This is a genomic window from Caulobacter sp. GW822-FHT07D08 (genome assembly GCF_058798735.1).
The window spans coordinates 159,556-172,790 of sequence record NZ_JBXAKU010000005.1 but is presented as its reverse complement, the minus strand read 5'-3'; the positions used below and the strand labels follow the sequence as shown (position 1 = coordinate 172,790).

13 protein-coding genes are annotated in these 13,235 nt (G+C 69.8%); 7 read left to right on the top strand and 6 right to left on the bottom strand.

Features of this window, described 5'->3' with window-relative positions; all coding sequences use genetic code 11:
* Nucleotides 1-134: 134 nt before the first annotated feature.
* The 4 genes from AC1RJ9_RS11745 to AC1RJ9_RS11730 form a co-directional block, all read right to left on the bottom strand.
* Nucleotides 135-1,421 (bottom strand): HlyC/CorC family transporter, encoded by a 1,287-nt coding sequence (locus AC1RJ9_RS11745; RefSeq protein ID WP_492837066.1) that lies wholly within the window; start codon nucleotides 1,419-1,421, stop codon nucleotides 135-137.
* 28 nt (nucleotides 1,422-1,449) lie between these two features.
* Entirely contained in the window at nucleotides 1,450-2,289 is an 840-nt protein-coding gene (locus AC1RJ9_RS11740) for a hypothetical protein (protein ID WP_492837065.1), read from the bottom strand.
* Between the two features lie 99 nt (nucleotides 2,290-2,388).
* A complete protein-coding gene (aroB, locus tag AC1RJ9_RS11735) occupies nucleotides 2,389-3,501 on the bottom strand; it encodes a 3-dehydroquinate synthase (protein WP_492837064.1) in 1,113 nt (370 codons plus the stop codon).
* 10 nt (nucleotides 3,502-3,511) lie between these two features.
* Nucleotides 3,512-4,075, bottom strand: coding sequence for a shikimate kinase (locus AC1RJ9_RS11730; RefSeq protein WP_492837063.1), 564 nt, complete (start codon nucleotides 4,073-4,075; stop codon nucleotides 3,512-3,514).
* 60 nt (nucleotides 4,076-4,135) lie between these two features.
* Between AC1RJ9_RS11730 and AC1RJ9_RS11725 the strand changes: the two genes are divergently transcribed.
* The 7 genes from AC1RJ9_RS11725 to AC1RJ9_RS11695 all read left to right on the top strand — a co-directional run bounded on the left by AC1RJ9_RS11725 (nucleotide 4,136) and on the right by AC1RJ9_RS11695 (nucleotide 11,185).
* On the top strand, nucleotides 4,136-5,659 hold the full coding sequence (locus tag AC1RJ9_RS11725) for a hypothetical protein (RefSeq protein WP_492837062.1): 1,524 nt from the start codon (nucleotides 4,136-4,138) through the stop codon (nucleotides 5,657-5,659).
* Complete coding sequence (locus tag AC1RJ9_RS11720) at nucleotides 5,656-6,582, top strand: site-specific tyrosine recombinase XerD (RefSeq protein ID WP_492837061.1); 927 nt, start codon at nucleotides 5,656-5,658, stop codon at nucleotides 6,580-6,582. Before AC1RJ9_RS11725 ends, AC1RJ9_RS11720 begins: the two co-directional genes overlap by 4 nt.
* An 84-nt stretch (nucleotides 6,583-6,666) precedes the next feature.
* The gene (locus tag AC1RJ9_RS11715; protein WP_099581025.1) at nucleotides 6,667-6,888 is read left to right on the top strand and encodes an alkylphosphonate utilization protein; all 222 of its coding nucleotides are present in this window, start codon (nucleotides 6,667-6,669) and stop codon (nucleotides 6,886-6,888) included.
* Between the two features lie 65 nt (nucleotides 6,889-6,953).
* Nucleotides 6,954-7,649: a hypothetical protein gene (locus AC1RJ9_RS11710; RefSeq protein ID WP_492837060.1), complete on the top strand. Its 696-nt coding sequence runs from the start codon at nucleotides 6,954-6,956 to the stop codon at nucleotides 7,647-7,649.
* Nucleotides 7,650-7,770: 121 nt separating this feature from the next.
* A complete protein-coding gene (locus AC1RJ9_RS11705) occupies nucleotides 7,771-8,769 on the top strand; it encodes an aldo/keto reductase (RefSeq protein ID WP_492837059.1) in 999 nt (332 codons plus the stop codon).
* A gap of 198 nt (nucleotides 8,770-8,967) precedes the next feature.
* Nucleotides 8,968-9,996 carry a mechanosensitive ion channel family protein gene (locus tag AC1RJ9_RS11700; RefSeq protein ID WP_492837058.1) on the top strand — a complete coding sequence of 343 codons (1,029 nt, stop codon included), beginning with the start codon at nucleotides 8,968-8,970 and terminating at the stop codon, nucleotides 9,994-9,996.
* A gap of 130 nt (nucleotides 9,997-10,126) precedes the next feature.
* Nucleotides 10,127-11,185, top strand: a complete 1,059-nt coding sequence (locus tag AC1RJ9_RS11695) for an HpcH/HpaI aldolase/citrate lyase family protein (RefSeq protein WP_492837057.1) — start codon at nucleotides 10,127-10,129, stop codon at nucleotides 11,183-11,185.
* A 135-nt stretch (nucleotides 11,186-11,320) separates the two neighbouring features.
* Here the strand turns inward: AC1RJ9_RS11695 and AC1RJ9_RS11690 are convergent, their stop codons facing one another.
* Together AC1RJ9_RS11690 and AC1RJ9_RS11685 are read right to left on the bottom strand one after the other, a co-directional pair.
* The gene (locus AC1RJ9_RS11690; RefSeq protein ID WP_492837056.1) at nucleotides 11,321-11,749 is read right to left on the bottom strand and encodes an OsmC family protein; all 429 of its coding nucleotides are present in this window, start codon (nucleotides 11,747-11,749) and stop codon (nucleotides 11,321-11,323) included.
* Nucleotides 11,750-11,803: 54 nt separating this feature from the next.
* Nucleotides 11,804-13,207, bottom strand: coding sequence for a cytochrome P450 (locus tag AC1RJ9_RS11685; protein WP_492837055.1), 1,404 nt, complete (start codon nucleotides 13,205-13,207; stop codon nucleotides 11,804-11,806).
* Nucleotides 13,208-13,235: the final 28 nt, after the last annotated feature.

Below are 13,235 nucleotides of genomic sequence, written 5' to 3'. Positions count from 1 at the left end.
CCCTGCTCTCAGCCACCAAGCTGGCCAAACGCGCCCCCTAAAGTCCGGACCGCCCCTGGTCCGCAAGGACGCAAAACGCGCCTTTTTCGATCCGGTTCCCAGTCACAGAAATGGGCGACCCTGACTGTAGAGATTCAGAGTTCGGCGTCTTCGTCCAGGGGCGCGCTGATCCGCAGGGCGGTGATCTGGTTCCTCTGCCGGCGGAAGACCTGGAAGCGGTGGTGGTGGAAGATGAAGGTCTGGCCCGGCTCGGGGATCATCTGGGCCTCGTGGATGACCAGGCCGGCGATGGTGACGGCGTCGCCTTCGGGCAGGCGCCAGTCCATGGCGCGGTTCAGGTCGCGCACCGTGACGTGGCCGTCGACATAGACCGAGCCATCCTGCTGGCGGCGCACGCCCTCCAGTGCGGTGTCGTGCTCGTCGTCGATCTCGCCGACGATCTCCTCGAGGATATCCTCCAGCGTCACCAGACCCTGCAGGGCGCCGTACTCGTCGACGACCAGGGCGAAGTGGCTCTTGCGCTTGAGGAAGGCGTTGAGCTGGTCCTTCAGGTTCGTGGTGTCGGGAATGAACCAGGGCTCGCGCAGGATGGCGGCGATGTCCAGGCCCTCGACGCCCGTCGGCGATTGGGCGAGGGCCTTCAGCAGGTCGCGGGCGTGCAGCACGCCGATGATGTTGTCCGGCTCGTCGCGATAGAGCGGGATGCGCGTGTGCTGGGCCTCCAGCACTTCCTCGACGAGGTCGCGGGTGGGCTGGTCGGCGTCCAGCAGGACCATCGACTTGCGGTGGACCATGATCTCCGAGACGTCCATGTCCGACAGGTCCAGCACCCCGCCCAGCATCCGCCGGTCGTCGGTCTCAACCAGGCCCTCGGAATGGTGGTAGTCGACCGCGCCGCGGATCTCCTCGTGGGCGGCCAGCACGTCGACGGCCATGTCCAGCTTGACCCCGAACACCCGCAGGGCGCGGCGCACGATCCACTGGATCACGTAGATGATCGGCCCGAACGCGCGGACGATGAACAGGGTTGGGCCCGACAGGGCGCGGGCCGTGTCGTCCGGGCGGACGATGGCCACCGTCTTGGGCAGCACCTCGGCGAACACCAGCACCAGCACGGTCATGGCGGCGGTGGCCACGGCCACGCCCCACGGTCCGGGGATCAGACGGGTCAGCACCTGGGTCGCCAGGGCCGAGGCCAGGATGTTGATCAGGTTGTTGCCCAGCAGCACCGCCCCGATCATCGTCTCCTGGTCGGACAGCAGCTTGTTGACCCGCCGGGCCGGCGCGTCGCCCTCGCGCTCCAGCTGATGCATCCGCGAACGGCTGGCCCCCGTCATCGACGTCTCGGCGGCCGAGAAGATCGCCGACAGGGCCAACAGGGCGATGACGATGGGCGCGAGGCCGAGCAGGGCGGTGAGCATGGGGGTGTTCTAGAGCCCTTCCGGGAGCTTAGGTAGCCGTCGAGGCGCCGGAGCGCCAAGCCTCGCGGCCCGCTAGAAACTCTACAAGGCGTTTCTCAAGCTCAACCCCGACCGCGCGCAGGGCTTCGGGCGGTTCGCGCTCCCAGCGATCGCCGGGCTCCACCGACCAACGCAGCGCCCGGATCAGGCCCAGGAAGCCGCTCTTGATGATGTCCTGCGGCGTGAACGAGCCGCCGCCGAACCGCGTGACCTCGCCGGATAGGGTGCTGACCATGTCGAGGCTGGCGGCCATGTAGTCGGCGTCGGCGCTATTCGCGAACCAGGCGAACGGCCGGCGCTCGGCTCCCGAAACCAGCCAGGCGCCGCCGGGCGGGCTCTCGACCTTGGCGACCGCGCGCGGCGTCCTCCAACTGAAGCCCATCTGTAGGGGTTTGCTGACGGAGATGGTCCGGTAGGGTATCGGGTAGAGAACCCACGCGCTGGGCGCGGCGATGCCAAGCGCCTCCAGCCGGGCGATCCGTTCGACCGGGACGGGCGGCTCGTCCGCGACGATGATGTCGCCGAAGGCCCGATCTGACCTGAACAGCACCCTCGCGGGCGGCATGTCGGGCCGCACGCCCGCCAGGTCGGGCGCGGGGTGCGCCCGGTGGTAGCCGTGCGCGTCGCCGAAATAGGTCCCCTCGACCACCTCTGCGTCCGCCTCGTCCCATTCGATCGCGTGCCGCTCGGCCTCCAGGGCGCGGACGGCCTCGACCAGTTTGCTGACGGCGGCGGGGTCCTGCGCGGCCCGTTCGGCGGCCGCAACCAGTCTGGCGAAGGCGGCGCGGTCGACGAGCACCGGGGCATCGGCGCTTGGGTGGCTCAGCATCGAGGCCTCCGTCGTGGGCGTCTCGCATTGCCGCCGGTAAACCAGCGATTGTCGCTCAACCTTAGGGGCATTCGCGATCCCGCCGCAAGCCGGCCTAGACTAGACCGCGCCTTCCTCGATCAGGAACGCCTTCAACGCTTCCCGATCCACGTCCTTGGCCACGAAGGCGTCGCCGATGCCGCGCACGAGGACAAAGGTCAGCTTGCCGCCCTCGGCCTTCTTGTCCTGGCCGCAGTGGGCGATCAGGGCGTTGGCGCTGAACGGTTCGGGGCGGACGTCGCTCATCCGGGTCGGCAGCCCCGCCGCCTTGATCGCCGCCTCGGCGCGGACCGCGTCCTGGCTAGGGCACAGGCCCAGCTTGGCCGAGAACCGGAACGCCTGGGCCATGCCGACGCCCACCGCCTCGCCGTGCTTGAGCGCGTCGCCAAAGCCCATCTCGGCCTCGATGGCGTGGCCGAAGGTGTGGCCGAGGTTCAGCAGGGCGCGACGGCCCGCTTCCTTCTCGTCCTCCTCGACGATTTCAGCCTTCATCTCCACGGAACGGCCCACGGCGCGGACCAGGGCGTCGACGTCGCGTTCCAGCACCTTGCCGACGTTGGTCTCCAGCCACTCGAAGAAGGCGAAGTCGCCCAGCAGGCCGTACTTGACGATCTCGGCATAGCCGCAGGCCAGCTCGCGGGCGGGCAGGGTGGCCAGGACGTCGAGGTCGGCCAGCACGAGGCGTGGCTGGTGGAAGGCGCCGATCAGGTTCTTGCCGCGCGGGGTGTCGATGGCGGTCTTGCCGCCGACCGAGCTGTCGACCTGGGCCAGCAGGGTGGTCGGAACCTGCACGAAGTCGATCCCGCGCTTGTAGATCGCCGCCGCGAAGCCCGCGAGGTCGCCAACCACGCCGCCGCCGAACGCCACGATCTGGTCGCCGCGCTCCAGGCCCAGGGCCAGCAGGCGGTCGGAGAGATCGGCCAGGCCCTCGAAGCTCTTGCTCTCCTCGCCGGGCGGGATGGTGATGACGTCGACCGCGACGCCGGCCTTTTCCAGCGACACCGCCAGACGCTCGCCATGGTGCTCGCCGACGTTGCTGTCGGTGACGATGGCCACGCGCTTGCGCCTGCCAAGCACCGGAGCGATCCGCTCGCCGGCCCTGTCGATCAGCCCCGGACCGATGACGACGTCATAGGCGCGCTCGCCCAGCCCCACGGAAACGGTGCGGATCATGGCGATACTCCTATTGGGCGGACATGTGGGCCAGCAGCGCGGTCAGGATGGCGTCGACCGCCACCCCGTGCGGGGTGTCGCCGGTCTCGACGTGCACCTGGGCCTCGGCATAGGCGGGATAGCGCGCCTTCGCCAGTTCGGTCAGGACCACCACCGGATCCTTGCCGCGCACCAGCGGGCGATTGTCCTTGCGCGAGACGCGGCGGGCCAGCAGCTCGACATCGGCCTTCAGCCAGACCGAGACGGCCTTGGCGTTGATCAGGGCGCGGGTCTCGGGACTGACGAAAGCCCCGCCGCCGGTAGCCAGTACGTGCGGCGGCTCGTCCAGCAGGCGGCCGATCACCCGGCGCTCGCCGTCGCGGAAGGCGGCTTCGCCCAGCTCGGCGAAGATTTCCGAGATCGAGCGGCCGGCGGCGGCCTCGACCTCGTTGTCGGCGTCGCGGAACGGCAGGTCCAGCACAGTCGCCAGCCGCCGTCCGACGCTGGACTTGCCCACGCCCATCAGGCCGACCAGCACGATGGTCCGCTGGCGCAGGGCGGCGAGTTCTTCGGGGGAAAGGACGATGGCGGTCATGATGCGGTCGCGGGTTTACACGAGGCTTGGCCAAACCGCCAAGTTTGCGAGAGCGCCGCGATGCGTCATAACCGGTCCATGGTCTTTTCGAAGCGTCACACGCAAGCCGTCGCGCTCTCCGCGCTCCTGCTCACGTCCTCGGGTCTGGGGACCGTCGCCGGGGCCCAAGAGGCGGGTCAGGAGGAGGTCAGGGTCAAGAGCCTGGCCGCGCCCGACTATTTCTCCAGCCCGGTGGCCGAGACCGGCCTTCCCGGTGATCTGTGGAAGGACACCGCGCCCGACATCATGCGCGATGTCGTGCCGAAACTGGCCGGGACCAAGCCGCTGTCGCCGGCCTTCGCGAACCTGGCCAGGCGGATGCTCTCGACCGGCGCCAATGGTCCGGCCGGGGTGGGCGACAATGTCGACATGGGCGCGGCGCGCGGCATGGCCCTGGTGGCCCTGGGCGAGGCCAAGGGCGCCAACGCCATCCTGGACCGCGCGACCGGCGCGCCCGGCAGCGCCCCACTGTCCATGGCCACCGCCGAGGCGGCCCTGATCACCGGCGACGACGACAAGGCCTGCCGCGTGCAGGACGCCCTGACCGTCGATCGCGGCGCGGCCTACTGGCTGCGTCTGCGGGCCTTCTGCCAGATGAAGGCCGGCCAGGCCGACGCCGCCCAGCTGACCTTCCAGCTGGCCCAGAACGCCACGCCAAGAAAACAGGACGGAGACACGGACTACGCGCGCCTGATGGGCGCGGCGCTGGGCGGTACGGCGCCGGGCGCGGCCAATCTGAAGAACGGGGTCAACTACGCCCTGTCGCGCCGCCTGAACCTCGACCTGCAGTCGGCCGCCGCCATCGCCTCGGCCTCGCCGGCCCTGAAGCCGGTGCTGAAGCCCGCCAGCGGTGACCTGGCCGGCGTCGCGCCGGGCGCGGACCTGACGGCGCAGGAGGCCTCGGACCTGGCGTTCCTGCGTCAGGCCAAGACCGTGCCGGCCTTCGTCGAGGCCGCCCACGCCTCGGCCGCTTCGATCGCCGGCCTGGCCGCCGCCGGCGCGCCCTTGCAGGACCCGGTGCTGATGGCCCGCGCGGCCGTCGCGGCCGGCGATGTCGCCAGCGCCCGAACCATCCGCGGCCATCTGGTCCAGGACAGCATCCCCGGCGCCGGCCCCGCTGATCTCGCCATCCTCGACGCCCTGATCGCCGCCGCTTCCGGCAAGCTCGACAATCAGGTGCTGGGCAATCTGGTGGCGCGGGGCGCCTCGGGCGGGGCCAGGTCGGCGGCCCAGTCGGCTTCCGTGCTGCTGGCCAGCCTGGGCGGCGCGATGGACGCCGACGCCCGCGCGCAGTTCGCCAATTTCGACCTGGGCAAGCCGGCCGCTTCGTCCGCGCGGGCAGTCCTGCTGGAGGACGCCGCCGGCGCCAAGCGCAAGGGCGAGGCGGGCCTGCTGGCCCTGTCGATCGCGCTCGACGCCGGAGCCACCGGCCCGCAGCCGGTGGATCGCGCCCGCATCGCCCACGCCCTGAACCGCGCCGGCCTGACCGCCGACGCCCGCGCCGTCGTCGTCGAGGGGCTGCTGTCGCTCGCCTTCGTCAAATGAGTACGAAGGGCTCCGGCTGGGTCGACGCCTTCCTGGAGATGATGGCCGTCGAGCGCGCCGCGGCCCGCAACACCCTGACCGCCTATGGCAAGGACCTGGAGGACGCCCGAGGCTTCCTCAGCCGCTCGGGTCACGACCTGGACGACGCCGACGCCGAGACCATCGAGGCCTATTTCCAGGACCTCGGCGCGCGGGGCCTGTCGCCGGCCACCGCCGCCCGCCGCCGCTCGGCCGTGCGGCAGTTCTACCGCTTCGTGCTGGGCGAGACCTGGCGAACCGACGACCCCTCCCGCCGCGTCGCCGCGCCCAAGGCCGGACGACCCCTGCCCAAGGTGCTGGAGCGCGAGGAGATCGAGCGCCTGCTGGCCGCCGCCATCGCGAAAGACGGCGCGCAAGGTCTGCGCCTGTCCTGCATCATCGAGCTGATCTACGCCTCGGGCCTGCGGATCTCCGAGCTGCTGGCCCTGCCGCTGTTGGCCCTGGCGCGGGATCCGGCCTATCTGATCGTCAAGGGCAAGGGCGGCAAGGAGCGGCTGGCTCCGCTGAACGACGCCGCCCGGACGGCGGTGAAGGCCTACCTCGTCGAGCGCCCGGCCTTCTTTCCCAAGGGCGCGAAAGACAGCCCCTGGCTTTTCCCGTCGCGCGGCGTGTCCGGCCGCCTGACGGCCCGCAGGGTCGGCCAGCTGCTGGAGGACGCCGCGATCGCCGCGGGCATCGACCGCGAGAAGGTCAGCCCGCACGTCCTGCGCCACGCCTTCGCCACCCACCTGCTGGAAGGCGGCGCCGACCTGAGGGTCATCCAGACCCTGCTCGGCCACGCCGATATCGCCACCACCCAGATCTACACCCACGTGGCCGGCGAGCACCTGCAGCACATCGTCCAGACCAAGCATCCGCTGGGGCGCAAGAAGACGCCGTATTGACGTGCGGCCTTGGCAGCCCTTAGGAAAGCCCCCACCAAATCTACGGGTTTGCCTCTTGGGCCGCCCTATCCCGAAAGGCCCACCATGTCGGAAGAGACCCGCGACTCCAACGGAACCCTGCTGGCCGAAGGCGACACCGTCACCCTGATCAAGGACCTGAAGGTCAAGGGTTCGGGCGGCGTGACCCTGAAGCGCGGCACGGTGGTCAAGAAGATCCGCCTGACCGGCGATCCCGAGGAGATCGAGGCCAATGTCGACAAGGTCCGGGGCCTGGTCCTGCGCACCGAGTTCGTGAAGAAGGCCTAGCTTAACCCTCCCGCGTTAGGGTCTCCGTCGAACGGGCGGAGAACCGCCGGGCGGGGCTGAAAGCCATGGTGACGACGGCGGGGCAGGCGGGACCGATGGTCCTGGCCGCCTATGGCAAGACGATGGGGTTGGTCGGGGCGACGTCTCCGCAAGAGTCCAAGGACGCCCCCGTGGCGACCAGGAGCCCCGAGGCCGAGGCGCTGGACCGCCTGAAAAGCGACATGCGGACCAACCGCAAGACCCAGATCGGCGACGCCAAGGGCCGCGCCCGCGAGAAGCTGAATCGCGTCATCGAGAAGATGAAGCTGCTGAAGAAGCTCTACGCCAACGACCCCAAGGCCATGGCCAAGGCGCTGGCCGCCGTGGCCAAGGAGCTGCAGGGCGCCGTCAAGGCGTACGGCAAGGCGGCCAAGGACGCCGGCGAAATGTTCAAGGCCGACTTCGCCGCCGCCCCGGACGCTTCGCTGACGCCCGACCAGCAGGCCGCCGCCCGCAAGGACCTGGAAGACCAGGCCAAGGGCGAGGCCAGCGGCGACATGGACTTCATCAAGTCGGTCCGCGCGCTCAGCAAGGCCCTGAAGGACGAGCTGCAGACCGCCAAGACCAAGGGCATCCTGACCCAGCCGGGCAAGTTCGAGCGCTCCGACGAGGTCAAGGACGTCGAGGACGGCCTCAAGGACCTCGACCAGATGACCGAGGACCTGGACACGCAGATCCGGCAGGACATGCCGCCGGGCAGCCTGATGAAGCTGGCGGCCTGAAGACGATTGATTGTCCGGCGCGCCGGGAAGATTGCCTGATCCTCCATATCGACGCGAAGGCCCTAGGCTTGCCGCGCGCGGGTCCCATCTTCATCGTCATCCCACACCTAAGGAGCATCCCATGAAGACGCGCAAACTCGGCGACGGCCTCGAGGTCTCGGCCATCGGTCTCGGCTGCATGGGCATGGGCCAGGTCTATGGCACGGCCCTCGACAGCGCCGACGCCCACAAGGTGCTGGCCAAGGCCGTCGAGCTGGGCGTGACCTTCTTCGACACCGCCGAGGTCTATGGTCCCTATCTGAACGAGATCCTGGTCGGCGAGGGTCTGAGGCCCTTCCGCGACAAGGTCGTGATCGCCACCAAGTTCGGCTTCGACATCGCGCCGGAAGGGACGGGCGAGGGCTTTTCGCGCATGCGCGGCGTCGACAGCCGCCCCGAGCACATCCGCGCCGTGGCCGAGGCCTCGCTGAAGCGCCTGGGTGTCGAGGTCATCGACCTCTTCTATCAGCACCGCGTCGACCCCAACGTGCCGATCGAGGACGTGGCCGGGACGGTCAAGGACCTGATCGCCGAGGGCAAGGTCAAGCATTTCGGCCTCTCCGAAGCCGGCGCGGCGACGATCCGCAAGGCCCACGCGGTCCAGCCGGTCGCGGCCCTGCAGAGCGAATATTCGCTGTGGTTCCGCGAGCTCGAGGCCGAGATCCTGCCGACCCTGCGCGAGCTGGGCGTCGGCCTGGTCCCCTATAGCCCGCTGGGGCGTGGCTTCCTGACCGGGGCGCTGAAGAGCGAGCTGGCCGCCGACGACTTCCGCCGCAACCTGCCGCGCTTCCAGGGCGAGGCCCTGACCAAGAACCTCGGCCTGGTCGAGGCCCTGACCCAGATCGCCGGCGAGAAGGGGATCACCCCGGCCCAGCTGGCGCTCGCCTGGATCCTGCACCAGGGCCCGGACATCGTCCCGATCCCCGGCACCACCAAGATCGCCCGCCTGGAGGAGAACATCGGCGCCGTCGACGTCACCCTCTCGGCCGAGGATCTCACCCGCATCGCGGCGGCGGTTCCGGAAACCGCCATCGAGGGCGAGCGCTACACCAAGGCCGGCATGGCGATGGTGGGGCGGTAGAGGGGCCACGGCTAAATCTCTCCTCCCCCCTTGGGGGAGGGGGACCGCCGAACGGCGGTGGAGGGGGTCAGCGCCGCGCCTGCTGAGTCATGACCAGCCCCCTCCGTCACGCCGCGCTTCGCGGGCGCGCCACCTCCCCCAAGAGGGGGAGGAGAGGGCCCTTGATCCCTCCCGCCCGATCCGCCCACACTCCGGCTCATGGCCGCCAACTCGCTCCGCACGCTCGATTCCTTCGAACTCCTGAAGCTGGGCAAGGCGTCGGTGACGGTCGGAGGCCTCGCGGCCGGGGTGCTGATCGTGGCGGTGGCGCTGTTCGCCGCACGGCTGAGTTCGGTCGGGCTGCGGGGGCTGCGCGAGCGGGCGGCCGGGGACGCGGCCTCGCTCTACATCGTCGAGAAGGTCCTGACCTACGGCCTGGTGATCATCGGGGTGACGGTGGGCCTGTCGACCATGGGCCTGGACCTGACCTCGCTGGCGGTGTTCGCCGGCGCCGTCGGTGTCGGCGTCGGCCTGGGCCTGCAGGGCATCATCAAGGACTTCGCCTCCGGCGTGAGCCTGGTGTTCGAGCGGCTGGTGGCGGTGGGCGACTTCGTCGAGCTGTCCAATGGCGGGCGCGGCGTGGTCCACGAGATCGGCCCGCGCGCCACCCGCATCCGCACCAATGACAGCACCGACATCATCGTGCCCAACTCGGTGCTGGTGAACGACCAGGTGATCAACTGGACCCTGCGCAACACCAACCGCCGCTTGCGCGTGCCGTTCGTCGCCGCCTTCGGGGCCGACAAGAACCAGGTGCGCGAGGCGGTGCTGAAGGCCGCCAGGGCCGCGCCCTACACCTCGCCGGACGACGCCGTGCGCCGGGCCCAGGTCTGGCTGGTCGGCTATGGCGAGAGCAGCTTGAAGTTCGAGCTGGTGGTCTGGCCGACGGTCGAGGCCGTCCGCCGGCCGGCGGCGATCTTCGCGGCCTATACCTGGCTGATCGACGACGCCCTGCGCGAGGCGGGAATCGAGATCCCTTATCCGCAGCGCGACATCCGGGTGCGGGGGCTCTTCGGCGAGGAGGGCGAGGACGCCCTGACCAGCCTCAAGCTGGAACCCGCCGCCCGCCGCCGCAAGGCCGCCAAGGCGGTCAAGCCCGGCTCCAGCAACGACGCCGCCGCCGACCTCGAGCGCGAGGACCCCGACGAGGCGCCCAAGCCGGTCCCGCCGCCCGCCGCCAAGGCCTGACCCGCGCGTCAGCCTTGACCTTGATGCCGCGTCGCCGCAGTCTTCTCGCAACTGCGAAACGGCAGTGCGACAGCCGAAGGCGGATGCCGGTTTCGGCGACTGTCGCGCGTCAACAAAGACTGTTCGGGGAGTGATCGGCATGAAAACCGCACGCGGCTTTTTCAAACCCTTGGCCATCGGCGCGCCCGCGCCCTATCGCGAGCTGCCGGCCCGCGTCGAGCGGATGATCCACTTCGTGCCGCCGCATCTGGACAAGGTCCGCGCCAAGGTCCCCGAGATCGCCCCGACCGTCGACGTCATCCTGGCCAACCTCGAGGACGCCATCCCGGCCGACGCCAAGGGCGCGGCCCTGGCCGGCCTGGTTTCGATGTCGCGCGAGGTCGACTTCAAGGCCCTGGGCGTCGGCTTCTGGACGCGGATCAACTGCCTGAACTCGCCCTGGCACCTGGATGAGATCAGCACCATCGTCGAGAAGGCCGGCGACAAGATCGACGTGATCATGGTGCCCAAGGTCGAGGGGCCGTGGGACATCTTCTACATGGATCAGTTGCTGGCCTCGCTGGAAGCCAAGCACGGCGTCACGCGGCCGATCCTACTGCACGCCATCCTGGAGACGGCCGAGGGCGTGATGAACGTCGAGGCCATCGCCGCCGCCAGCCCTCGCATGCAGGGGATTTCACTGGGTCCGGCCGATCTGGCCGCCAGCCGGGCGATGAAGACGACGCGGGTCGGCGGCGGGCATCCGGGCTACCGCGTCATCGAGGATCCGTATGCGGACGGCTCGCCGCGCGTCTCGGTGCAGCAGGATCTCTGGCACTACACCTTCGCCAAGATGGTCGACGCCTGCGCGGCTCATGGGATCAAGCCGTTCTACGGTCCGTTCGGGGCGATCGACGACCCGACAGCCTGCGAGCAGCAGTTCCGCAACGCCTTCCTGATGGGCTGCGCCGGCGCCTGGAGCCTGCACCCCAGCCAGATCGAGATCGCCAAGCGGGTGTTCAGCCCCGACCCGGCCGAAGTGGCCTTCGCGCGCAAAATCCTGGAGGCCATGCCGGATGGGACCGGCGTGGCGATGATCGACGGCAAGATGCAGGACGACGCCACCTGGAAACAGGCCAAGGTGATGGTCGACTGCGCGCGTCAGATCGCGGGCAAGGATGCGGAGTATAAGGCGCTGTACGGGTTCTGAAACAGGTTCCCTCCCCCTTGATGGGGGAGGGGCGGGGGTGGGGGTGACTACGGCGGTTGATGCCGAGCGCGGCTTCCAGCTCAGCATCACCCCCATCCCCGACCCTTCCCCCATCAAGGGGGAAGGGAGAAGCAATCAGTCCTGCTCCGCCACCGTCGTCACGATCCTCGCTCCCGCCGTCAGCAGCTTGTGGATCGGGCAGCGGTCGGCGATCTCGAACAGGCGCTCGCGCTGTTCCTCGTTGAGGTTGCCGTCGAGGCTGATGACCCGCTCGAAGCGCTCGGGCGGGGTCTTGTCGGCGTCGTAGTGCGAGAAGACTTCGACGTGCAGGCCGCTGACGTCCCAATTCTTGCGGTTGGCGTAGAGGCGCAGGGTCATGGTGGTGCAGGCCGCCAGGCCCGCGGCGACCAACTCGTGCGGGTCAGGACCCAGATCGAGCCCGCCCTGGGCCACTGAGACGTCGGCGACGATGGTCGAGGGGCCGGCGGTGACGAAGGTCTGCAGGACCCCTGTGCCGGTGTCCGTGGCGGTGGCGAACGGACGGGTCTGGGCGACTTCGGTCATGACGTGAATCCTTGCAGAGCGGTGGTCGGAAGCTGGCGCTTCATGTCCCGCCGATCAAGGCCGGGCTTGTACGATCGGCTCCAGACGGAAATCCGGCGCATGGTTCGGCCCCAGGGTGATCGAGGCGCGCGGCAAGACCGGCCGGTCGCTGGCCATCGAGACCTTGAAGCGCGCCAGCAGGCTGGCCAGCACGATCTGCGCCTCGGCCAGGGCGAAGCCCGCGCCGATGCAGACGCGCGGCCCGGCCCCGAACGGCAGGAAGGCCTCCAGGCCCCAAGGGTGAGGCTGGTCGATGAACCGTTCGGGCTTGAAGGCGGTCGGGGCGTCCCACAGCTTGCGGTGCCGGTGGATGACCCACGGGCTGATGGTGACCATGCAGCCGGGAACGACGTCGCAGCCCGAGACCACGTCGGCCTCCAGGGCCTGGCGAGCGATCAGCGGCGCGGTCGGATAGAGTCGCAGGGTCTCGAACAGCACCGAGCGCAGCAGCGGCCAGGCCTTGAGGTCGTCCAGGCTGGCCACCCGCTCGGCCGGGAAGGCCAGCACTTCGGCGCGGACGCGATCCTGCGTCGCCGGGTCCAGCGCCAGCAGATAGGTCGCCCAGAACAGCAGCCGCGAGGTGGTCTCGAAACCGGCGGCCAGCATCGAGCTGCACTGGTCGCGGATTTCCTGGTCGGGCAGGGGCGAGCCATCCTCGTTCCGCGCGGCCAGCAGGCGGTCGAGCAGGTCGCGGACTTCCGGATGCGGCTTGGCCCGTCGCTCCTCGATCAGGGCGTCGACCGCCGTGAACCAGCGCTTGCCGAGCCGTCGTCGCTCGCCGTCCATGAACAGCAGGTCGTCGGCGCCCTTGGCGACGAAGTCCATCAGGTTGAAGTGCGCCGGCCCCTCCATGTAGCGGCGGGCCAGGTCGGCCAGCACCGCGCCTTCCGTGTCGGCGCGGCGCGAGAACAGGGCCCGCAGCACCGCGTCCAGGGTGGCGCGGTGGAAGTCCTGGGCCAGATTGGCGCGGTCTCTGCCTTCGAGGGCTTCGGCCAGCCCGGCGCCGGCGGCGACGAAGTGGGGCAACAGGCCGCTGATCGCGGCGGGGGTGAAGACGGGCGCCAGGCTCTTGCGCTGCCGCCGCCAGGTCTCGCCCTCGGACATCAGCACGCCCTCGCCGACCAGGGGCTTCAGCGAGCGGGCGGCCTTGACCGGTCGGGCGTATTTCGGAGAGGTCAGCACGTGGCGGACGCCGGCGGGGTCGTTCAGGAACAGGCCCGGCTGGCCCATGAAGGCGTAGGGGACCGCGAGGGTCTCATAGTCCTCCTCGCAATAGGCCCCGATCAGGCTGCGGCCCATCTCCCAGGCCACGCGCAGCTGGCCCAGCGGGGTGACGCCCAGCGGCTTGGCGTGGATCTTCGGGGCGGGGGGAATAAGCGGCGCGGAGAGGCCAAAACGCGAAGAGACGGCGACGTCCATGAGGCGGCCTTCCGGCAAGCGGAGCGCG